23 protein-coding genes are annotated in these 21,021 nt (G+C 41.9%); all 23 read left to right on the top strand.

The features are described 5' to 3' along the window. Window positions 1–25: 25 nt before the first annotated feature. The 23 genes from GFB48_RS11935 to GFB48_RS11825 all read left to right on the top strand — a co-directional run bounded on the left by GFB48_RS11935 (window position 26) and on the right by GFB48_RS11825 (window position 21,015). The gene (locus GFB48_RS11935; protein ID WP_163935843.1) at window positions 26–1,045 is read left to right on the top strand and encodes a nitrogen regulation protein NR(II); all 1,020 of its coding nucleotides are present in this window, start codon (window positions 26–28) and stop codon (window positions 1,043–1,045) included. Next, entirely contained in the window at window positions 1,038–2,342 is a 1,305-nt protein-coding gene (locus tag GFB48_RS11930; RefSeq protein ID WP_163935840.1) for a sigma-54 dependent transcriptional regulator, read from the top strand. The genes GFB48_RS11935 and GFB48_RS11930 overlap by 8 nt, the downstream gene beginning before the upstream one ends. Before the next feature lie 23 nt (window positions 2,343–2,365). Beyond that, a complete protein-coding gene (gene fliE, locus GFB48_RS11925) occupies window positions 2,366–2,695 on the top strand; it encodes a flagellar hook-basal body complex protein FliE (protein WP_163935836.1) in 330 nt (109 codons plus the stop codon). Between the two features lie 14 nt (window positions 2,696–2,709). Beyond that, window positions 2,710–4,431 (top strand): flagellar basal-body MS-ring/collar protein FliF, encoded by a 1,722-nt coding sequence (gene fliF, locus GFB48_RS11920; RefSeq protein WP_240464869.1) that lies wholly within the window; start codon window positions 2,710–2,712, stop codon window positions 4,429–4,431. After that, the gene (gene fliG, locus GFB48_RS11915) at window positions 4,424–5,473 is read left to right on the top strand and encodes a flagellar motor switch protein FliG (RefSeq protein WP_163935832.1); all 1,050 of its coding nucleotides are present in this window, start codon (window positions 4,424–4,426) and stop codon (window positions 5,471–5,473) included. Before fliF ends, fliG begins: the two co-directional genes overlap by 8 nt. Beyond that, window positions 5,473–6,192, top strand: a complete 720-nt coding sequence (locus tag GFB48_RS11910; RefSeq protein ID WP_163935829.1) for a FliH/SctL family protein — start codon at window positions 5,473–5,475, stop codon at window positions 6,190–6,192. The genes fliG and GFB48_RS11910 overlap by 1 nt, the downstream gene beginning before the upstream one ends. Continuing rightward, a complete protein-coding gene (locus tag GFB48_RS11905; protein WP_163935827.1) occupies window positions 6,193–7,533 on the top strand; it encodes a FliI/YscN family ATPase in 1,341 nt (446 codons plus the stop codon). Further along, complete coding sequence (locus GFB48_RS11900) at window positions 7,533–7,970, top strand: flagellar FliJ family protein (protein ID WP_163935824.1); 438 nt, start codon at window positions 7,533–7,535, stop codon at window positions 7,968–7,970. Before GFB48_RS11905 ends, GFB48_RS11900 begins: the two co-directional genes overlap by 1 nt. Before the next feature lie 100 nt (window positions 7,971–8,070). Further along, window positions 8,071–9,489, top strand: a complete 1,419-nt coding sequence (locus GFB48_RS11895) for a flagellar hook-length control protein FliK (protein WP_163935820.1) — start codon at window positions 8,071–8,073, stop codon at window positions 9,487–9,489. A 32-nt stretch (window positions 9,490–9,521) separates the two neighbouring features. Further along, window positions 9,522–10,016 carry a flagellar basal body-associated FliL family protein gene (locus GFB48_RS11890; protein WP_163935817.1) on the top strand — a complete coding sequence of 165 codons (495 nt, stop codon included), beginning with the start codon at window positions 9,522–9,524 and terminating at the stop codon, window positions 10,014–10,016. Between the two features lie 9 nt (window positions 10,017–10,025). Then, the gene (fliM, locus tag GFB48_RS11885; RefSeq protein WP_163935815.1) at window positions 10,026–11,051 is read left to right on the top strand and encodes a flagellar motor switch protein FliM; all 1,026 of its coding nucleotides are present in this window, start codon (window positions 10,026–10,028) and stop codon (window positions 11,049–11,051) included. Window positions 11,052–11,065: 14 nt separating this feature from the next. Then, complete coding sequence (gene fliN, locus GFB48_RS11880; protein WP_163935812.1) at window positions 11,066–11,416, top strand: flagellar motor switch protein FliN; 351 nt, start codon at window positions 11,066–11,068, stop codon at window positions 11,414–11,416. Continuing rightward, window positions 11,413–11,784 carry a flagellar biosynthetic protein FliO gene (gene fliO, locus GFB48_RS11875; protein ID WP_163935809.1) on the top strand — a complete coding sequence of 124 codons (372 nt, stop codon included), beginning with the start codon at window positions 11,413–11,415 and terminating at the stop codon, window positions 11,782–11,784. Before fliN ends, fliO begins: the two co-directional genes overlap by 4 nt. A 4-nt stretch (window positions 11,785–11,788) precedes the next feature. Then, window positions 11,789–12,532 carry a flagellar type III secretion system pore protein FliP gene (gene fliP / locus GFB48_RS11870; protein ID WP_163935807.1) on the top strand — a complete coding sequence of 248 codons (744 nt, stop codon included), beginning with the start codon at window positions 11,789–11,791 and terminating at the stop codon, window positions 12,530–12,532. Beyond that, window positions 12,529–12,798: a flagellar biosynthesis protein FliQ gene (gene fliQ / locus GFB48_RS11865; RefSeq protein WP_163935804.1), complete on the top strand. Its 270-nt coding sequence runs from the start codon at window positions 12,529–12,531 to the stop codon at window positions 12,796–12,798. The genes fliP and fliQ overlap by 4 nt, the downstream gene beginning before the upstream one ends. Then, window positions 12,798–13,583 carry a flagellar biosynthetic protein FliR gene (fliR, locus tag GFB48_RS11860; RefSeq protein ID WP_163936020.1) on the top strand — a complete coding sequence of 262 codons (786 nt, stop codon included), beginning with the start codon at window positions 12,798–12,800 and terminating at the stop codon, window positions 13,581–13,583. The genes fliQ and fliR overlap by 1 nt, the downstream gene beginning before the upstream one ends. A 1-nt stretch (window position 13,584) precedes the next feature. After that, a complete protein-coding gene (flhB, locus tag GFB48_RS11855) occupies window positions 13,585–14,718 on the top strand; it encodes a flagellar biosynthesis protein FlhB (protein ID WP_163935801.1) in 1,134 nt (377 codons plus the stop codon). 141 nt (window positions 14,719–14,859) lie between these two features. Next, complete coding sequence (flhA, locus tag GFB48_RS11850; RefSeq protein ID WP_240464868.1) at window positions 14,860–16,953, top strand: flagellar biosynthesis protein FlhA; 2,094 nt, start codon at window positions 14,860–14,862, stop codon at window positions 16,951–16,953. An 8-nt stretch (window positions 16,954–16,961) separates the two neighbouring features. Continuing rightward, window positions 16,962–18,269: a flagellar biosynthesis protein FlhF gene (gene flhF, locus GFB48_RS11845; protein ID WP_163935795.1), complete on the top strand. Its 1,308-nt coding sequence runs from the start codon at window positions 16,962–16,964 to the stop codon at window positions 18,267–18,269. Between the two features lies 1 nt (window position 18,270). Further along, window positions 18,271–19,152, top strand: coding sequence for a MinD/ParA family protein (locus GFB48_RS11840; RefSeq protein ID WP_163935792.1), 882 nt, complete (start codon window positions 18,271–18,273; stop codon window positions 19,150–19,152). Continuing rightward, window positions 19,145–19,861 carry an RNA polymerase sigma factor FliA gene (locus GFB48_RS11835; RefSeq protein WP_163935790.1) on the top strand — a complete coding sequence of 239 codons (717 nt, stop codon included), beginning with the start codon at window positions 19,145–19,147 and terminating at the stop codon, window positions 19,859–19,861. The genes GFB48_RS11840 and GFB48_RS11835 overlap by 8 nt, the downstream gene beginning before the upstream one ends. 27 nt (window positions 19,862–19,888) lie before the next feature. Next, the gene (gene cheY, locus GFB48_RS11830) at window positions 19,889–20,272 is read left to right on the top strand and encodes a chemotaxis response regulator CheY (RefSeq protein ID WP_163935788.1); all 384 of its coding nucleotides are present in this window, start codon (window positions 19,889–19,891) and stop codon (window positions 20,270–20,272) included. 14 nt (window positions 20,273–20,286) lie between these two features. Further along, the gene (locus GFB48_RS11825; RefSeq protein ID WP_163935786.1) at window positions 20,287–21,015 is read left to right on the top strand and encodes a protein phosphatase CheZ; all 729 of its coding nucleotides are present in this window, start codon (window positions 20,287–20,289) and stop codon (window positions 21,013–21,015) included. Window positions 21,016–21,021 lie beyond the last annotated feature (6 nt).

Here is a 21,021-nt window from a genome sequence, read left to right as displayed (position 1 = left end):
ATTAGTGTATTGCACAGGTTAGGTTTTGCAGTTTATCTCTCCTTTACAACAGACATCAGGATTAGATGTGGATTCGATGTCTGCCAGAATTGTATTTGACAGTATTCCCCATGCCATTATTTTATTAGCTCCTTCGGGGGTGATCCAGTATGCCAATAGTGCCGCTGAAAACTTGTTCAATCAACCTTTGCTCAATAAAAGCTGGGCTTTGATCTTAAGTCAGAATTTTCAACCACGAGCCGATGATGGCCATGAAATTTCATTGAAAAATGGTCGACGTGTTAAAGTTGAGATCAATGCCTTGCCTAATGGTTATGCAACCTTAATTACATTAACCGATTTAACCGAAACCAGAGCGTTGCAGCAAAACGTTGCCCAGTTGCAAAAGCTTTCCTCGCTAGGCACCATGATGGCGTCAATGGCCCATCAAATTCGTACCCCATTGAGTGCGGCATTGCTGTATGCCAGTAATCTTGCCAACACCCATTTAAAGCCTGAGATGCAACACAAATTTCAAACTAAATTACTGAGCAGGCTAATGGAATTAGAGCGCCAGGTTGAAGATATGTTATTGTTTTCAAAGGGCAAGAATAAAAGCCCAGAAAGCTTTACTAATGACCAATTGTTAGCCAGTTTAGAGCAACAAGTTGACGCTGTAGTACAGCAATCACAGATACGATTTACTGTTTTAAATGATACAGAATGGTCTTTATTAGGTGACTTAGGTGGTTTAAGTTCGGCTTTAGCCAATGCAGTTATTAATGCTATCGAAGCTAAGGCAACGGCAGTTGAGTGTCGCTTTGCTATTGAGCAGGGTAATTTGTGTATCACCATCACCGATAATGGGGAAGGCATGGCCAAGGAAAAGCTCGCTAATGCTTTTGATCCATTTGAAACTAACAAGCCTCAAGGCACTGGATTAGGTTTGGCGGTTTTATTTAGTGTCGTCAAGAATCACCATGGTGCGATCAGCTTGTGGTCAGAACCTCAGCAAGGTTTTCAAGTTAAAATAATAATGCCAATAACGGGTGCACTCCATGACTAAAACTATTTTATTGGTAGAAGACGATATTAATTTAGCAGAAGCGTTAGTCGATACTTTAGAGTTGGCCAACATGGATTGTGTATGGGTTGATTGTGCTGAAGCGGCAATAGCGAAATTAAAAGCACAACCATTCGCACTGATCATTTCAGATGTCCAAATGTCTGGTATTGGTGGCTTTGGTTTACTTGATTATGTAGCCAGCCATTTCAATCATATCCCCATACTATTAATGACGGCATTTAGTCAAGTTGAGCATGCCGTTAAAGCCATTAAGCTAGGGGCGAAAGACTATTTAGCCAAACCCTTCACCCCTCAAGTACTATTGGCCCAAGTTGAACGCTATATGATGAGTCAACCCTCACAGCAGGCCATTGTTGCAGACCCACAGTCCCAACAGCTCTACAGCCTCGCTGCTAAGGTGGCAAAATCCGATGCAACTGTGCTGATCAATGGCCCAAGTGGTGCAGGTAAAGAAGTGTTAGCACAATATTTACACAACCATTCAGCCCGTGCGGATGGCCCTTTTGTGGCGATAAATTGTGCTGCAATTCCTGAGAGTATGCTCGAATCTACTCTGTTTGGTTACGAAAAAGGCGCTTTTACCGGTGCCCATCAAGCTTGCCCAGGTAAATTCGAGCAAGCTCAACAAGGCACGTTGTTGCTTGATGAAATTACAGAAATGGCACTAGAATTGCAGGCCAAACTGCTTAGGGTATTGCAAGAAAAAGAAGTTGAAAGACTTGGTTCGAAGAAAACGATAACCCTAGATGTCAGGATCATAGCAACTAGCAACAGAGATTTACTGAAAGCGGTAAAAGCCGGAGAGTTTCGGGAAGATCTCTATTATCGTTTGAATGTATTTCCTTTACAGGCGCTTGCATTATGTCAACGGCCAAAGGATATTGTGCCTTTAGCTGAGAGTTTTATTCAAAAATACTCCACTTCTGGTGCTGCTTTAAACTTGACTGACGCTGCTAAAGATAAGCTCGAAGGCTATTGCTGGCCGGGTAATGTTAGGGAGTTAGAAAATGTGATTCAGCGGGCTTTGATTTTAGCTAGTGACAATATTTCAGAAGATGATATTTTATTAGAAGCAATTGATTTAAATAATAAAGTTTTAGAACCGCAAGCCCCAGACTTAAAATCTGAAGTGGTTGCTCAGGAGCATCAAATTATTTTACAAAGGCTTGAGCAATTTCGCGGTAATAGGGCGCAAGTGGCACAGGAACTAGGTATTAGTCCACGAACTTTGCGTTATAAATTAGCCAAAATGCGCGATTTAGGCATTGAAGTGTAAGAACAATAAAACTAAGGATTGGTATGCAATTAAAAGAAAATCCGCTATTGCAACAAATGATGCAACAGCGTCTTGAAGTTCAACCACAACAAAGCAACCAAGTGTTACCGAGTCATGCTCCTGTTAAAGGGAGTGATTTTGGTGAGCTGCTCTCTGTTGCGGTAAATACCGTTAATGGTTTACAAAAAACATCCGCAGACATGACTACTCGAAAAGAATTAGGGGATGATTCCATTACTCTTGCCGATACCGTTATTGCTCGAGAAAAAGCATCTGTTGCTTTTGAAGCAACGGTAGAAGTACGTAATAAGCTAGTAGAAGCTTATAAAACTATTATATCCATGCCGATTTAAGTAAGGTGTCTTAGGTGAGTGAAGCATCAACCGACGTGGTAGTGAGTTCCGATAGTGCTAAATTTCCTGCTAGCCAATCACAGCCAGAAGAAAATACCAGTGTAGTCAAAAAGCTAGCCGACGTAGATATGTTACGTCAGGTAACCTTGATATTAGCTTTACTGATTGCCTTGGCAATGACTATTTTTATTTTAATTTGGGCTAATGAGCCAGATATGCGGCCATTAGCGAAAATGGAAACAGAGCAGCTTATCCCTGTTTTAGATTCATTAGATAAAAATAATATTGATTACGAGCTGCTAAATAATACTATTTCGGTCACCGTTGATGATTACCAGAAAGTAAAGCTATTGCTGGCTCGTGAAGGGCTGGGCCTTGCGGCACAAACCGAAGATTATTTACAGCAAGATTCTGGTTTTGGGGTATCTCAAAGACTAGAGCAAGCGCGCTTAAAATTTTCCCAAGAGCAGAATCTCGCTAAAGCGATTGAGCAACTGCAAACCGTATCGCGGGCAAAAGTTATTCTAGCCCTGCCCAAAGAAAACGTGTTCGCCCGTAAGCAACAAGAAGCCAGCGCCACGGTGGTTGTTACCATTGCCCGCAGGATGACCCTAGCTCAAGAAGAAATTGATGCGATTGTCGACATCGTGGCTTCGGCGGTACATGGCTTAAACCCCAAAAGGGTAACTGTAACAGACCAAACGGGGCGTTTATTAAATTCTGGCTCACAAGATGGGGTATCAGCCAAAGCCAGACGAGAACTGGAAATTACCAAAGCCAAAGAAAGTGAATACTTACAGAAAATCGAAACCATTTTGATGCCAATCTTGGGGCTGGATAATTTCAGTTCCCAAGTGGATGTGGCCATGGATTTTACCGCCGTAGAGCAGACCAATAAGACATTCAATAGTCAAGATCCCGCGATTCGGTCTGAAATGTTATTAGAAAGTAATAACAAAGGCGGCTTTATTGGTGGCATACCTGGTGCTTTAAGTAATCAACCCCCAATAGAAGCAAATATTCCACAGGGGCAAGAGTCGCAGCAACAGGGCAGTCAACAAGGACCAAACTCCAGTCATAAAGAGCAAACACGAAATTATGAATTAGATTCGCAAATAAGCTATACCCGTTCTCAAGTTGGGGTGGTGCAACGAGTCACCATATCCGTTGCGGTTAATTATCGCAATGCCACCGCGAGTGAATTGCAATCGAATCCGGAATTAAGTAAACGACCCATTTCTGATAATCAAATGGCCAATATTCGTCGCTTACTTGAAGGTGCAGTTGGCTTTTCTGCGTCTCGTGGAGATGTGATTGAAGTGGTTAATGTACCATTTCAGGACTCTTTGGTTGCTGATGGTGTGGCCGTAAATTGGTTTGAGCAACCTGTGGTGCAATGGTGGGTGCGGCTCGGGGCTGCGCTGTTGGTCATTATAGTGATCATTATGGCCATTATTAAGCCACTGGTACAACGACTTATTTACGGTAAGGACTACCAAGATGAAGAGGGCAATAGTAATTTTGAACTTGCAGAAATTGAAGATCAGTTAGCCCAGGATACCCTTGGCATGCTAGAAAATTCACCGATGGCATATAGACAAGGTGAAGATGGTTCAATCATTATACCGAACATTAATAAAGAGGATGACATGCTTAAAGCCATTCGTTCTCTGGTGGCCAATGAGCCGGAATTATCAATACAAGTTATTAAGAGTTGGATAGCTGAAGATGCCTAAAACAGAAAATACTGCAGAAGTTTTAGAAACTGCAAGTTTTGATATCAGTACCCTTTCTGGCATTGAAAAGTCTGCAATATTACTGCTTAGTTTAAGTGAGGGAGATGCGGCGGTATTGCTTAAACATCTTGAGCCTAAACAGGTTCAAAAGGTGGGTGCCGCAATGGCTGAAATGAGAGATTTCAGTTCTGAAAAAGTGGCCAGTGTACATCGATTATTTCTGACAGAATTACAGCATTTTTCTTCTATTGGTTTTAATAATGAAGAGTTTGTCCGTAAGGCATTAACGGCAGCGCTAGGTGAAGATAAAGCGAGTAACTTTATTGAACAAATAGTGTTGGGTAAAGGGGCAAGTGGTTTAGATTCATTGAAATGGATGGATGGCCGCCAGGTGGCATCCATCATTAATAATGAACACCCACAGATACAAACTATTGTTCTATCGTATTTAGAACCCGATCAAGCCGCCGAAATATTAAGTCAATTTCCAGAGCGTATGCGTAATGAACTGTTGTTAAGGGTGGCGAACTTAGAAGAAGTTCAACCGGCAGCATTGCAAGAATTGAATGATATTATGGAAAAACAATTTGCCGGCCAAGCAGGTACCCAAGCCGCCAAGATGGGCGGGCTTAAAGCCGCAGCAGATATTATGAACTACCTAGATACTGCGATGGAATCGCAGATGATGGATGCGATTCGTCATCAAGATGAAGAAATGGCTCAACAAATCCAAGACTTGATGTTTGTGTTTGATAATCTCAATGATATTGATGATAGAGGTATGCAGACATTACTCAGAGAGATTCAACAAGATGTGCTGCTTAAGTCCCTAAAAGGCGCTGACGAGCAATTACAAGAAAAAATCCTGGGTAATATGTCTAAGCGGGCATCTGAAATGATGCGTGATGATCTTGAAGCGATGGCGCCAATCAGGTTAAGCGAAGTGGAAGCGGCTCAAAAAGAAATATTATCCATTGCCAGAAGATTATCGGACAGTGGAGAAATCGTTTTTGGTAATAATAATCAAGAAGAGTTCTTGTAATGAATCAACCTTCGGCAACTGAAGCGACCCTTTGGCACTATCCTGATTTTGAACAAGAAGATAATACCATTGAACAACAGGGTGTCTTTGTTAGAAATGAAGCTGTAGCTGAAGAGGTTATCGATGTACCAACGCCGGAACAAATTGAGCAGATCCGCCTTCAGGCCCAGCAGCAGGGCCATCAACAAGGATTTGAAGAAGGCCGGCAGCAGGGCTATGAACAAGGGCAACAGTTAGGGCAACAACAAGGTTTTGAAGTCGGTCAACAGCAAGGGCTTGCACAGGGGTTAGAGCAAGGCCAGCAACAGATTGAACGGCGTCTAGAACAATTGCAAGGGCTAATCGATTCACTCCAACATCCCCTAGAGCACATCGATTCATATGTGCTTAACAGCATAAATGAAGTGATAAATGACACTTGCACGCAGATCTTACAGCAAGAGCTGCAACCCCAATCTAAAGTGATTATTGCACAGATTAAAAAGGCATTATCCAAGCTAGATGTGGCCCATAATGATATTAATATCCATTGCAGTGAAGAGGATTTTGAGCCTTTAACCTTGCAGTTAGAAACGGTTTTGAAAAATACCACCATTAAATTGGTTATCGATACCAGCTTGCACCCTGGCCAATATCAAATTAAACAGGATTTCTCATTAATTGATATTGATGTCGAACAATTAATACATCAAGCCCAGTCACAATTAAAAAGCAAATAGATGAATGTTCGTACTGAAAAACTGATTAGCGCACTTAGCAAGCGACCTAAACTCAAGCCTATTAACATTCCAAGCAGTGGTGTTTTACTTAGGGTAGTCGGGTTAACCTTAGAAGCTAAAGGCGTTAATGCAGCCCTTGGTGCTCAGTGCTCTATTGAATACCAAGGGCAAATCACCTTAGCTGAAATTGTCGGCTTTGATCAGCAATTAGTGTATTTAATGCCATTGCAGCAAATATCTAGATTAGCGCCAGGTGCCAAAGTGACCCCCATTGATGCTTTGCAGAGTTTACCTTTTTCAGAGCAACTTCTGGGGCGAATTTTAGCGGGCAATGGAGAGTTTATCGACGAACTACCGGTGCCTGAGCACATCGACCTAAGTTACCAGCCACAACAGGTCAACCCATTATCAAGGCAGCCTGTTGAACAGGCTTTAGATGTCGGTATTAGGTCTATAAACAGTTTGCTGACGGTGGGTAAAGGTCAACGAATGGGACTTTTTGCTGGCTCTGGTGTTGGTAAATCGGTGTTGTTAGGAATGATGACCAAAGGCACTGCTGCAGAGGTGATTGTCGTGGGTTTGGTAGGGGAGCGTGGCAGAGAAGTCAGGGAGTTTATCGATGAGATCCTTGGGCCTGAAGCCAGAAAAAAGGCCGTGGTGGTGGTCGCCCCTGCAGATGCCTCACCTTTGATGCGTTTACGGGCCTGTGAAACGGCCACAGCCATTGCTGAGTATTTTCGAGATAAAGGTAAAGATACCCTATTGTTGTTGGATAGTTTAACTCGATATGCGCAAGCACAAAGGGAAATCGCCCTCGCGATTGGTGAACCACCTGCCACTAAAGGCTATCCGCCTTCGGTATTTGCTAAATTACCGGCTTTGGTAGAACGAGCTGGCAACAGCACTAACGAACAAGGCAGCCTTACCGCTTTTTATACGGTATTAACAGAGGGCGACGACCCTCAAGATCCTATTGCAGATGCTGCTAGAGCCATTCTCGATGGTCATATTATGTTGTCTCGCGACCTAGCAGAAAGCGGTCATTATCCTGCCATCGATATTGAATCATCCATTTCTAGGGTGATGCCAAGCATAGTGTCAGCGGAACAATTAAAACAAAGTTTAAAAGTAAAAAAAAGCTATAGCCTTTATCAACAAAATAAGGAATTAATTGCCATTGGTGCTTACCAACAAGGCAGTGAACCTAATATTGATAAAGCCATCTTGATTCAACCGACTTTAACGGCATTTTTACAGCAATCTATGAATGAAAAGATCAATATTACTGATTCGCAAATGTTGTTGGCTGAAGTAGCACAGCAGTGCCCAGAGTTAAATTGATGGCAAAAACAAATTCATTAATGCCAGTAATTAACTTATTGGCCAAGCAAAAAGATCAATTACTGTTGCAATTACGACAGTATAATGTGCAGATAAGCAACCATCAGCAGCAAATAAAAAAGATAGAAAGGTATCGTCTAGATTACGTTGCGCAACTCAATGAAGCCAAGAGTAAGCAACAGGAAGCTCATTATATTCAGCAGTATTATCGGTTTATTAGACAGCTTGATAATGCTACCGAAAAGGAATACTCCTCCCTTAATAACGTGCAATCATCAAAGCAGCAAGTGACCCAGCAATACCAGCAAATTGAGTCCAAATTAAAGGGCTTAAATTTTATTCAAGATAAAAAAGTTCTAAAACAAAAGCAGCTGCTTGCAAAGCAAGAGCAAAATCTGCTTGATGAGCTGAGCCTTCTACAAGTGTTAAAACGATAAATGTTTTTGATGGCACATTATTTGCTTTGTTTTAGACAACAATAATATTGACTAGGCCATCAAAAATGGAAACTATGCAAGGTTTTACAGGTAATTTAGGATGAGTGTATCGTTAGATAACGTCGACATGCTCGCTCCATTATTTGATGCAGCAAGTGTCGACTTAGATCCCCAAACACAAGTCAATTTTTCTGAGTTGTTGGCGAATGTGAGCGATGCCATAGAAACCGATCCCATTCAACTACAAGGTCAACAACAACTATTAGCGAGTGCAGCAACGGAACCTAAGTCAGACACACTTGCAATAAATCAACGGCACACTGATTTTAGTGAAGTGGACACACAACAATTACTGCAACAAATTGAATACAGTAATGTGCTGAGCGGCAAACAATTGCCGTTCGAAGACCAACCATTGCCAGAGGCCGAAAGTCTAGAATTTTCATCCGAACACAGCTTAAGCCGCAGTGAATATAAGCTGCAACAGCCTCAAGTTTTAGAAAATGATGTTACATTAGAGGCGCAATCACCAGTAACATTGGCATTATTGCCAGATGAGCAACCTGAACCACAATCCCTTGACATGGAAAGGGCCGATTTAATCAGTGCAAGCAGCATTGAGGGCATACAGCTGCAACCAACACAGTCCCTTCAAAATGGCCATGTTGCCATTGAAAAGGCACCATTAGATGTGGCTTTAAGAGCGGATTTAGTTGTCAGTGATGGTGTCAAATTAGCGCCAGAGTTTACCCCAGAGGGCAAACAATTTGTGTCGATTGCGACGAACAAATATGAGCAGCAATTGGTTAAATCTGACGCTTTGGATGTAATGGTTAAACAAGCTGAAGGCGAGAGCCGCAGCGCCAAATCAGCAATCATCAATGAAAACGTTAGCGTAAAAACTTCGGCTTTAGACGGCTTAGCAATGACTTCTAAGCTATCCCAGTTACCTCAACAGCCAATAGAAGAAGTGAAAGTCGCGGCAAATCCGCCAATCTCCACCAGTACACTGAGTAGCTTGAACAGTAACAATATGATTCAAGCCAGTGCTCAAATTGGCGCCGATGCTGTGTCATCATCTTTGCCATTAAAAGAAGCGGCTGCCAATTCAATGATTGGCAATCAATTGGTGCAGCAACGGTTGTTGGAAACGACTCAAAATCAAATAAAACTGATGATCCAACAAGCCACAAATCAGGCCGAGATCAAGCTTGATCCCCCTGAGTTAGGCTCTATGGTTATCCGTTTGCAGGTTCAAGGGGATCAAACTCAAGTGCAATTTCAGGTTCAGCATCAACACACCAAAGAATTGTTAGAGCAATCTTTAGAAAGATTAAAAGGCATGCTTGAACAACAAGGATTGTCTTTAGCAGATACACATGTTGGCCGTGATCAAGGCTCAGATGAGGGTCGTACATTTGCACAGCATGGCAGCGATGAAGTGACGCAAACGGATGAAATAACAGCGAATACAAGTACAGCTATTGGTAAATTAGGTTTAATTGATTACTATGCGTAACAATCGGAAAAATAACTACATTGGAAGTGTCTATGGCTAATTCATTCTTAAAATTTGATGGTAATAGCAGCCCCATTAATCAAAATAAAGCAGTCGTATTTATTGTTGTGATGTTCTGTGTTTCAGTGTTGAGTTCATTAATATATTGGACGTTACCTAGCAGTGACAGTGGCGCTTCAGTTAACCCCAATATTGAGCACATTACCGGTGATGCGACGTATGTGCCTATGCCCAGACCTTTCACTTTTAATTTACAAGATGGCTCAAGGGATAGAGTGGTACAAATCAAAGTGCAGTTACTGATCCGTGGCACAGATAATCAAATAAATGTACGTAAACATATTCCACTGATTGAAGACACTCTATTAAAAAACTTCAGTCAAAGCAGTGCTAGCCAATTAAAAACAGCCGAAGGCAAAGCCCAACTTCGCCAACAAGCTTTATTAGCCGTTCAACAAACTTTGCAACAAAACCTTGGTAGCCCTAGTGTAGAACGGGTGCTATTTACAGGTTTTATTATGCAATAGGGCCCAGCTGTGACTGATTTATTAAGCCAAGATGAAATTGATGCCCTATTGCATGGGGTAGAAAATATTGAAGAAGAAAATGTTCATCAATCCAATGTTGTAACCTATGACTTTTCTTCACAAGATCGAATCGTTCGTGGACGGATGCCGACACTGGAAATCGTGAATGAACGCTTTGCAAGACACATGCGCATCAGTTTATTTAATATGATGCGTCGCACTGCAGAAGTCTCGATCAATTCAGTGCAAATGCTTAAGTTTGGTGAATATGTGCATTCTTTGTTCGTTCCAACGAGTTTAAATATGGTGCGTTTTCGTCCACTCAAAGGAACAGCATTAATTACCATGGAAGCACGCTTAGTGTTTATCCTCGTCGATAACTTTTTTGGTGGAGATGGCCGTTTTCATGCCAAAATTGAAGGGCGTGAGTTCACCCCGACCGAAAGACGCATCATTCAATTAATGTTAAAAACGGTTTTTGAAGATTACAAGGATGCTTGGGCCCCGGTAATGAACGTGGAGTTTGAGTATCTTGACTCAGAAGTTAACCCCGCAATGGCTAATATTGTAAGCCCGACGGAAGTGGTGGTGGTTTCTTCTTTCCATATTGAGTTAGATGGTGGCGGTGGTGATTTTCATATTACGATGCCATATTCAATGATTGAGCCTATTAGGGAATTGCTTGATGCCGGTGTCCAAAGTGATAAGCAAGATACTGATCTTCGTTGGTCATCTGCATTGAAAGAGGAAATCATGGAGGTACCGGTTGAGCTATCAACTCATTTACTTGAAAAGCAACTCAGCCTTCAAGAAATCATCAATTTAAAAGCTGGGGATATCATACCTATTGAAATGCCTGAGCACTTATTGGTTAAAGTTGAAGATTTGCCAAGCTTTAGGGGCAAGCTTGGCAGAAGTAACGAAAATATTGCCGTTAAGATCAGTGAACGAATTGAAAGGCCAGATGGTAATTCTCATGAGTTGCCGCTGCTCGATGATAAGAATTATTTTCCAAAAAATAAAAAATTAGATTAATACAAGGAAAGCATATGTCCGATCCAACTTTAGAGAATGAACAGGCAACAGCCGTTGCCCTTGAAGACATAGAATCGGTATCTGAAGAAATAACCCAAGAGCAGCAACAGCGATTGGATTCGATTTTGGATATTCCAGTGACGATTTCCATGGAAGTTGGTCGTTCAAATATCAGTATTAGAAATTTACTTCAATTAAACCAAGGGTCGGTTGTCGAACTCGATAGAGTTGCAGGCGAGCCATTAGATGTCATGGTAAACGGAACATTGATTGCCCATGGTGAAGTCGTCGTGGTAAATGATAAGTTTGGGATTCGTCTGACTGATGTGATAAGCCAAACCGAAAGAATTAAGAAGTTAAAATGATAAAAAAATTTAGTTTAGTTTGTGCCTTGATATACACACCTAGCTTGTTTGCATCGGATAAAGTAACCAGCCCAACTGAACAGCTTGTCAGTATGCTGTTTGGCCTAATTATGGTGGTCGGCTTAATATTCGCCTTAGCATTTATTGTTAAAAGATTAAATTTAGGGCAAATGGCTTCAGGGCCAATTAAAACCCTAGCGATTGCTAATTTAGGTCAAAAAGAAAAAGTTGCCGTTATCGAAGTTGCTAATAAGCAATATTTAATCGGAGTGACTGCTGGTCAAATTAACCTTATCGATACGTTGGAAGAACCATTAGCAGTGAATAAACCCGATTTCGCATCAATACTTAAAAAGCAAAAAAAATAAAAATATGAAAAAGTGGTGGTGGTTAGTACTGCTGGTGTTATTACCAGCATTGGGGCATGCCGATAATGGTTTCCCAGCGGTAACGATGACGCCTGCCGATGATGGCAGTGAAGAATATTCGGTATCCTTACAGATATTGTTATTAATGACGGCGCTGAGCTTTCTACCAGCACTGCTGATCATGGTGACTTCTTTTACCCGAATAATCGTTGTATTGGCTATTTTGCGACAAGCCATTGGTTTACAACAGACACCTTCTAATCAGATTTTGGTTGGAATCGCTCTGTTTTTGACCTTTTTTATTATGTCTCCAGTGATTGAACAGACATACGAACAGGCTGTAAAACCCTATATTGATGAACAAATTACCTTGCAGCAAGCCTATGATATCGGCGAAAAACCTTTCAAAGATTTTATGCTATCGCAAACTCGTATCAAAGACATTGATATGTTTGCCTCTATCGCTGGCATTGATTCTATCGATTCGATTGAACAAACACCAATGCGGATATTGATCCCGGCATTCATTACCAGTGAATTAAAAACCGCCTTTCAAATCGGTTTTATGTTGTTTTTGCCATTTTTGGTGCTTGATCTGGTGGTGGCGAGTATCTTGATGGCGATGGGGATGATGATGTTGTCGCCTATGATTGTATCGTTACCGTTTAAAATAATGCTATTTGTACTCGTCGATGGTTGGAACCTAGTGATGGGGACATTAGCCACAAGCTTCGGAGTGGGGACATGAGCCCAGAAGCTTTTGTTGATATATTTCGGCAAGCCTTATCGGTAGTGGTGTTGCTAACGTCAGCAATTATTTTACCAGGCTTGGCTATAGGCCTGATCGTGGCGGTTTTTCAGGCGGCGACTTCAATTAACGAACAGACATTAAGCTTTTTGCCTAGGCTACTTGTGACCTTGGTGGCTATGATGTTGCTGGGTCATTGGTTGGTGCGCACCATGATGGATTTTACCTTGCAACTTATTGAACAGATCCCGATGGTTATTGGTTGATGCAGTGGTTACAGGAATTTGTAAGTGGTTCTATAGCTGCCTATGTATGGCCATTTATGCGGATCAGTGCCATGTTTATGGTACTCACTACAATCGGATCTAATTCTACTCCACAAAGGGTTAGACTGTTGTTAAGTGCCACTATCACATTTGCAGTAGCACCCGCCCTTGGGCCTATGCCAGAAATTCCACTGTTTAGTTTAAGCTCTTTTATTATTATTTTACAGCAGCTGTTAATTGGTATTGTGATTGGTTTTTGTTCGCTGCTGTTTATGCAAACTTTTGTGGTGGGTGGCCAGTTAATTGGTATGCAAACCTCATTGGGTTTTGCCTCTATGGTCGATCCGGCAAATGGTCAACAGGTGCCGATAGTTGGTCAATTCTATTTATTGTTAGTGACTTTATTGTTTTTTATTTTGGATGGTCATTTAACCTTTATTCTGATGTTAATCCAAAGTTTTGAAACGATTCCAGTTGCCACCACCGGCTTAACAAGTGTGGCTTTTAAACAAGTGGTAGATTGGGGAGCTTGGATGTTTGCCGGGGCACTGACTTTAGCCTTGTCAGCGATCACTGCGTTATTATTGATTAATCTTAGCTTTGGGGTGATGACTCGAGCGGCCCCGCAATTGAATATTTTCGCTATAGGTTTTCCTATCACCATGCTTTCAGGGCTTTTTATCCTGTGGTTGACTTTAGATGGAATACTTTTGCATTACCAAACGCTATGGTTAGAAATACAAAAGTTGATATGTCAGGTAGTTCAATTAGAGTGCACTTTTTAATATGAGTGAATCTCAATCTTCCCAAGAAAAAACCGAACAACCCACCCCAAAAAAACTGCAGCAAGCGAAAGAGAAGGGGCAAGTTGCCCGTTCTAAAGAATTAGGTACGGCCTTTGTTTTAATCGGAGCCGCTATTGCTTTATTATGGTTCGGTCGAGACTTAGCCCATGCATTGGCCAACATTATGGCTGATCTTTATCAGATTGAACGGCAGAGCTTGCTCAACCAAGAGGCGATGCTAAGCGCTGGTCACATTATCTTTAGTCATATCGCTAGCCCACTTGCGAGTATTTTAATATTTGTCTTTATTGCCGCGATAGTCGGCAATGTGCTACTTGGAGGGGTAAGCTTTTCTACATCGGCGATGGCACCCACCCTCAATAAAATGTCACCGTTAAAGGGCTTTGCAAGAATGTTCGGTATTCAGGCTTTGGTTGAATTAACCAAAGCCATTGCCAAATTCGCAGTAGTCGCTGGGTTTGCCTATGTATTATTGACGTCACAATTTGAACATATTTTACAGCTTTCTCTTATTGAGTTAGGGCTGGCCGTAGAAGAGGCTTTGGTCATCCTTGCACTGATGTTTTTAGGTTTGTGCTGTGGATTATTGTTTATTGTGATGATCGATGCACCATATCAACTGTGGGATCACAATCGTAAACTCAAAATGACTAAGCAAGAAGTCAAGGATGAGCATAAGGATACCGAAGGTAAACCTGAAGTTAAAAGTAGAATAAAGCAGCTTCAAAGGGAAATATCTCAGCGAAAAATGATGGCAGAAGTGCCGACTGCTGATGTGGTTATCGTCAACCCTGAGCATTATGCTGTGGCACTAAAATATGAAGTGGCTAAAGCCAAGGCTCCCTTTGTAGTTGCCAAAGGTACAGATGAGATAGCCTTCAAAATCAGACAAATAGCCAAAGAGCATGAGGTTGTTATTGTCCCTTCTGCTGCCTTAGCTCGGGCGGTTTATTACACCACAAAACTCAATCAGCAAATCCCAGAAGGTCTATTCACTGCTGTGGCACAAGTATTGGCTTATGTGATGCAGTTACAGCAGTATCAAGCTGGGGTAGGTGAACGCCCCAGTGAACCACCAAGCAACCCTAAGCTAGATGATGAGTTTGTTTTTTAAGCGAAGCTGGCTATTTGTTTAATTTTGGTTCGCAAACTGTTAATAAATTTATCTTTTTGGGTTTATTCTGGCGTTTATTCAATGCTATATTGGCAGTTGTAAAGGAATAATAATAAGACCCATAAAAGGGCGGAGTTGTCGTTGAAGTTAGCTGCTTTAGATAAGTTAAGTCGCTTTGATCCTAGATATTTACAAGCGCTGGGTGCTCCACTTGTGGTGGTGGCCGCTTTGGCTATGGTTGTGTTACCCATGCCTGCTCTGCTGCTTGATATCCTCTTTTCTTTTAATATTGCCCTAGCATTAGTGGTATTACTGGTGAGTGTCTACACACTTAGGCCGCTAGATTTTGCGGCTTTTCCAACGGTACTGCTTATTGCAACGCTATTGAGATTGGCACTTAATGTTGCCTCAACCCGTGTGGTGTTGTTGGAAGGCCATAATGGCGGCGATGCAGCCGGCAGCGTTATTGAAGCATTTGGTAGTGTGGTCATTGGCGGCAATTATGCCGTTGGTTTAATTGTCTTTTTAATCCTTATCATTATCAACTTTGTTGTTGTAACCAAGGGCGCTGGTCGAATTTCGGAAGTTAGCGCACGCTTTACCTTAGATGCTATGCCAGGCAAGCAAATGGCCATTGATGCCGATCTCAATGCAGGCATCATCAATCAAGAACAAGCCAAATTAAGACGGGAAGAAGTGACTAAGGAAGCGGATTTCTATGGTGCGATGGATGGTGCTTCTAAGTTTGTAAAAGGTGACGCGATTGCTGGGATCTTAATTCTTATTATTAATATCTTGGGCGGGTTTGTCATTGGTATGGCACAACATGACTTGAGCCTGAATGATGCCGTAGAAATTTATACGCTGTTGACCATTGGCGATGGGCTAGTGGCTCAGATCCCTGGATTACTCCTCTCAATTGCCGCCGCATTAATGGTTACTCGTCAAAATGAATCAGGTCAAATGGGGCAGATGGTTTTTAGCCAGATGTTCAGTGATCCCAAAGCTTTATATATTGCAGCGGCGGTGATGGCCTTAATGGGATTAGTTCCAGGAATGCCGCACTTTGCATTCTTATTTCTGGCATTGCTAGCCGTCGCTTGTGGTTATTGGATTACCAAGAAAAATCAGCAACAACAAACTATTGAACAAGAACAGCAAAAGCAACTTCCCGCCAATAATCCAGCCAGTAGCAAAGAATTAAGTTGGGACGATGTTCGCCATATCGAAACCATAGGCTTAGAAGTTGGCTATCGTCTGATCCCTTTAGTGGATAAAGCACAACAAGGGGAATTACTCGCCCGTATTAAGGGCGTGCGAAAAAAGTTATCCCAAGAGTTAGGTTTCCTAGTACCCGCTGTGCATATTCGCGATAACCTCGATTTGGCCCCTAATCATTATCGCATCAACTTAATGGGAGTGGCGGTCGGTGAAGCAGAAATTCGCCATGACTGTGAATTGGCCATAAATCCAGGGCAAGTATTTGGTTCGGTCGAGGGCCAGGTTACCACGGATCCGGCATTTGGCTTAGAAGCGGTTTGGATTGCCCCTGAATTAAAAGAGCGAGCCAGTTCACTTGGCTACACCGTGGTGGATGCGGCAACGGTTGTGGCTACCCATATTTCTCAAGTATTAACCAATAATGCCTCGCAATTATTAGGTTATGAAGAAGTTCAACAATTACTGGATATGCTAAAGGAAAAATCGCCGAAACTTGTGGAAGGTTTGGTTCCGGATCTTCTCAGTTTGGGGGTGGTTGTTAAGGTGATGCAGAATCTGTTGTTTGAAGGGGTATCTGTAAGAGACGTCCGAACAATAGTACAAACCCTGCTTGAATACGGGCATAAAAGTCAAGATCCAGAAGTACTGACTGCAGCAGTGCGGATTGCGTTGAAACGCATGATAGTGCAAGAGCTTGGCGGACCTGAGCTGGAAATCCCTGTGATTACCTTAGCACCGGAGTTGGAACAAATTCTGCATCAGTCGATGCAAGCCAATGGTTCTGAAGGGCCCAATATTGAGCCTAGCTTAGCTGAGCACATACAAAAAACTTTGGCTAATGCCACTTCGCAGCAGGAGTTAGCAGGTCAGCCGGCAATTTTGCTGACTTCAGGGATGTTACGTGCCACTTTATCAAGGTTTGTGAAGCATACCATAACCAGTTTGCGGGTTATTTCTTATCAGGAAGTTCCTGATGATAAACAAATAAAAATTGTCGCTGTTGTTGGACAATAGGAGCAATCGTGAAGATCAAACGTTTTTTTGCTAAGGATATGCGTAGTGCATTAGAGCAGGTGAAAGAGGCTTTAGGCAATGATGCCGTGATCATGTCAAATAAAAAAGTGACTGGGGGAGTTGAAATCCTTGCCGCTATTGACTTTGATGATGTCGATTTGCAGCAACACTCCCAAGGTCCCAGTTCACCTATTGAAACTGCCCAGATCGATAAGGCCTCAGCTTTATCAGAGGATAAAGTGGCACTATCTAGCAAAGCCCAAGCTCATTATCAACGTGCCCGCACTGAAGCAGAGCATAAACCTGCAGAATCCTTAGAACAATTATTACAAAGACAACATTCTCCAGCAGCCAAAGTTAAATTTAATCCTTTCGAGAAACCCGAGCCAGCTAAGGATACAGGGGTATCCAGAGATGAAATTTTAGCGATTAAAAGTGAGCTCAGAACGGTGCGTGAACTTTTACAGTCCCAAGTTTCAAGTTTGATAAAGGATGATAAACATAGGCAAAATCCCATTGCTTCAATGTATTTCGATAAGCTTAAAGAACTGGATTTTTCTAATGCGGTAGCGGAGCATTTGGTATCACAATTAGACGTTGATGGTGATATTCAGGCACAGTTAATTGACGAACTGGCTGGGCTGTTAAAAACCGAGCGCAGCGACCTTAGTGTGAATGGTGGTGTGATTGCGTTGGTTGGGCCAACGGGTGTCGGCAAAACCACCACCTTGGCTAAGTTGGCTGCTCGATATGTTCAGAAATTTGGTGCAGAGCAAGTGGCGCTGATCACGACTGATCATTACCGCATTGGTGCATACGAACAATTAGCAACCTATGGCAGAATTTTAGGCTGTAACGTTAAGTGCGCAGACGATTATAACCAACTCGAACAAGCGTTATACCAATTTAGAAATTGTCGTTTGGTATTGATTGATACTGCCGGTATGAGTCAAAAAGACTTAAGACTGACTCAACAGCTTGATAATTTGACCGCAAATAATAATGTGCCGATCAAAAGTTACCTGCTGATTAATTCAACCACTCAGCGTGGAGGTTTAGCGGAAGTTTATAAGCAATTTAGTCGAATCCCATTAAGTGGCTGCATTATTTCCAAAACAGATGAAGCTTTTGCCCTTGGAGGGGCCTTGTCTATTGCCATAGAACAGCAATTGAAGATCAGTTATATCACCAATGGACAGAGGGTGCCTGAGGATCTGAACTTGGCTAATTGTTATGACTTAGCGAAATCGGCATTAAAGGATTTTGAGCAACAAGTACCAGCACAATCAGTGGCCTTAACCGCTGGAGGTCTTTGATATGGAGATTGAAGATCAAGCGACAGGTTTAAGGAAATTACATCAGTATTCAAATCATACCAAAATCATTACAGTGACCGGTGGTAAAGGTGGGGTTGGCAAGACGAATGTGACCATTAATACTGCAGTAGCCTTAGCAAAATTAGGCTTAAAAGTGTTGGTTATTGATACCGACTTAGGGCTGGCTAATGTTGATGTGATGTTGGGATTAAGAGCGAATAAGAACTTATCCCATGTGATTGCCGGCATCTGCGATATTGAGCAAACGATAGTTAAAGGCCCACAAGGCATTGAGGTAATAGCTGCGACCTCCGGTACACGGGCTATGGTGTCTTTGTCTGCCAGTCAAGAACAGCTGCTAATGCGTGCAATTGGCACTATTGAAGCTCGCTATGATGTCGTCCTTATTGATACTGCTGCGGGAATTTCAGATATGGTGATGCGTTTTAGTAGAGCCGCCCATGAAGTATTTGTTGTTGTCTGTGATGAGCCCTCCTCAATTACTGATGCCTACGCGCTTATTAAGGTGATGACTCGTGAACATCGAGTTCATCGTTTTAAAATTATTCCCAATATGGTGAAAAATGCGAAAGAAGGAATGGAGTTATTCCATAAGCTAAACACCGTTGCTCAAAAGTTTTTAAATATAGAGTTACAACTGTTGTCAATTATTCCTTTTGATGACACATTAAGAGTATGTATTAAAAAGCAAAAATTAGTCGTTGAAAGTTATCCACTGGCGAGCAGTGCTATTGCTTATAGAGGCTTAGCAAACAAAGTACAGTCCATGGAGCGACCCAACAACCAAGGTAAAGATCTTGGTTTTTTTGCTGAAAAAATGCTGGTTAATACTGCAAATTTAAGGGAAGTGAAAAGTGAATAAACTTGCAGCCTATACCCAGTTTGTCCCGAAAGAATCAATCGCTCAACAGTATGCGCCGTTAGTCAAGAGAATTGCGCTGCATCTTATGGCTAGATTGCCTGCGAGTGTGCAACTGGACGACTTGTTACAAGCGGGCATGCTTGGCCTGTTAGAAGCTGCAGGGCGCTTTGATGGTTCTAAAGGGGCCAGTTTTGAGACTTTTGCTGGCATAAGGATCCGCGGTGCTATGTTAGATGAAGTCAGAAAAGGTGACTGGGCGCCAAGATCCGTCCATAGAAATCAAAGAGCGATTGTCGAGGCGGCTACCGTACTAGAACAATCTCTAGGAAGGGAAGCTTCTGAGCTTGAAATCGCTCAACATCTTGAGGTTGATTTAGCGACCTACCGCCATATGGTGCAAGACTCAAACAACACCAAAGTGGTTGGGTTTGATGATGTGACAGGTGGTGAAGAAATAATCGAAGTTGAACAGCCTATTACTTGTTTGTTTAAAGAGTTGGCTGATGAAAAGTTTAAAGAGGCACTCGCCCAAGCAATTAGCTCACTTCCTGAGCGGGAAGTACTCGTTTTATCATTATATTACGATGAAGAGCTTAATTTGAAAGAAATTGGTGCCGTTATAGATGTTAGTGAGTCCCGTGTCAGTCAAATATTGAGTCAGTCGATTAAAAAATTAAAAGGTAAACTGACCCAATGGAATCAAAATTAGTATACAGATAGCAAATGGAGAACTGCTTTGGATAAAAATATGAAGATCTTAATTGTGGATGATTTTTCTACAATGCGCAGGATCATTAAAAACTTGTTGCGTGACTTGGGGTTTAATAATACTCAAGAGGCCGATGATGGCACTACGGCTTTGCCGATGTTACAAAATGGAGATTTCGATTTTGTGGTGACCGATTGGAATATGCCTGGAATGCAAGGGATAGATTTACTTAAAGCTATCCGTAGTGATGATAAATTGAAATCAATTCCAGTGTTAATGGTTACCGCTGAAGCAAAGCGCGAACAAATTATTACCGCAGCTCAAGCTGGAGTTAATGGTTACGTTGTTAAACCTTTTACCGCCGCCACTTTAAAAGAAAAACTAGACAAGATCTTTGAGCGTTTAGGCTAATTTAGGAAAATTTCATGGAAGTAGTTGAGACTCCGATTAGCTTAGATAAAGCGAAGGAACTCGTTGAGCTTTTAGAAGAAGGTCAAGAGCAACTGGCAAACCAGTTGTTTAATGAATTGGCTCATCAAGCGCATAGAGACTTATTTGTAGAAGTGGGCAAATTAACCCGCCAGTTACATGATGCATTGCAGAATTTTCATATAGACAATCGTCTAATTGAACTAACCAGTAATGATTTACCAGACGCGGAAGAGCGTTTGAGTTATGTGATGAGAATGACCGAACAGGCGGCCAATAAAACCATGGATGCCGTTGAGGAAAGTCTTCCTTTAGCGGATAACATCCACAGTGGCTTACAACAAATCTTACCAAGTTGGCAAAATTTAATGGATAAAAATATCCAATTAGATGAGTTCAAAAAGTTATGTTTTAGCCTAGATGATTTACTTAAAAGCAGTTCAACAGATTCAGCACAAATAAGAAACTTATTGAATGAAGTGCTGATGGCGCAGGATTTTCAAGATCTTACCGGCCAAACAATTACTCGAGTTATTGATTTGGTTAAAGAAGTTGAGTTATCTCTGGTCGGCATGCTGAAAGTGTTTGGTAATCAAGTAAAAGTCAAACAAGTGATCACAGATAATATTGCTGCTGAAGGACCGATAGTCAATCCAGCGATGCGTGGTGATGTGGTTAACTCACAAAACGATGTCGATGATTTATTGTCTTCATTAGGATTTTAAACGGAA

This window comes from Paraferrimonas sp. SM1919 (genome assembly GCF_010993985.1).
GTDB lineage: Bacteria > Pseudomonadota > Gammaproteobacteria > Enterobacterales > Shewanellaceae > SM1919.
The sequence above is the reverse complement of the archived record's forward strand: the minus strand, read 5'-3'. Positions and strand labels throughout refer to the sequence as shown.

Bases quoted from the DNA above. Each gene is read 5' to 3' on its own strand.
- fliR (WP_163936020.1), top strand. From the start codon at position 12,798: ATGCAGTGGTTACAGGAATTTGTAAGTGGTTCTATAGCTGCCTATGTA.
- GFB48_RS11905 (WP_163935827.1), top strand. From the start codon at position 6,193: ATGAATGTTCGTACTGAAAAACTGATTAGCGCACTTAGCAAGCGACCT.
- fliE (WP_163935836.1), top strand. From the start codon at position 2,366: ATGCAATTAAAAGAAAATCCGCTATTGCAACAAATGATGCAACAGCGT.
- GFB48_RS11825 (WP_163935786.1), top strand. From the start codon at position 20,287: ATGGAAGTAGTTGAGACTCCGATTAGCTTAGATAAAGCGAAGGAACTC.
- GFB48_RS11890 (WP_163935817.1), top strand. From the start codon at position 9,522: ATGGCTAATTCATTCTTAAAATTTGATGGTAATAGCAGCCCCATTAAT.
- flhB (WP_163935801.1), top strand. From the start codon at position 13,585: ATGAGTGAATCTCAATCTTCCCAAGAAAAAACCGAACAACCCACCCCA.
- fliP (WP_163935807.1), top strand. From the start codon at position 11,789: ATGAAAAAGTGGTGGTGGTTAGTACTGCTGGTGTTATTACCAGCATTG.
- GFB48_RS11840 (WP_163935792.1), top strand. From the start codon at position 18,271: ATGGAGATTGAAGATCAAGCGACAGGTTTAAGGAAATTACATCAGTAT.
- GFB48_RS11930 (WP_163935840.1), top strand. From the start codon at position 1,038: ATGACTAAAACTATTTTATTGGTAGAAGACGATATTAATTTAGCAGAA.
- fliG (WP_163935832.1), top strand. From the start codon at position 4,424: ATGCCTAAAACAGAAAATACTGCAGAAGTTTTAGAAACTGCAAGTTTT.
- GFB48_RS11900 (WP_163935824.1), top strand. From the start codon at position 7,533: ATGGCAAAAACAAATTCATTAATGCCAGTAATTAACTTATTGGCCAAG.
- fliN (WP_163935812.1), top strand. From the start codon at position 11,066: ATGTCCGATCCAACTTTAGAGAATGAACAGGCAACAGCCGTTGCCCTT.
- fliO (WP_163935809.1), top strand. From the start codon at position 11,413: ATGATAAAAAAATTTAGTTTAGTTTGTGCCTTGATATACACACCTAGC.
- GFB48_RS11895 (WP_163935820.1), top strand. From the start codon at position 8,071: ATGAGTGTATCGTTAGATAACGTCGACATGCTCGCTCCATTATTTGAT.
- GFB48_RS11910 (WP_163935829.1), top strand. From the start codon at position 5,473: ATGAATCAACCTTCGGCAACTGAAGCGACCCTTTGGCACTATCCTGAT.
- fliQ (WP_163935804.1), top strand. From the start codon at position 12,529: ATGAGCCCAGAAGCTTTTGTTGATATATTTCGGCAAGCCTTATCGGTA.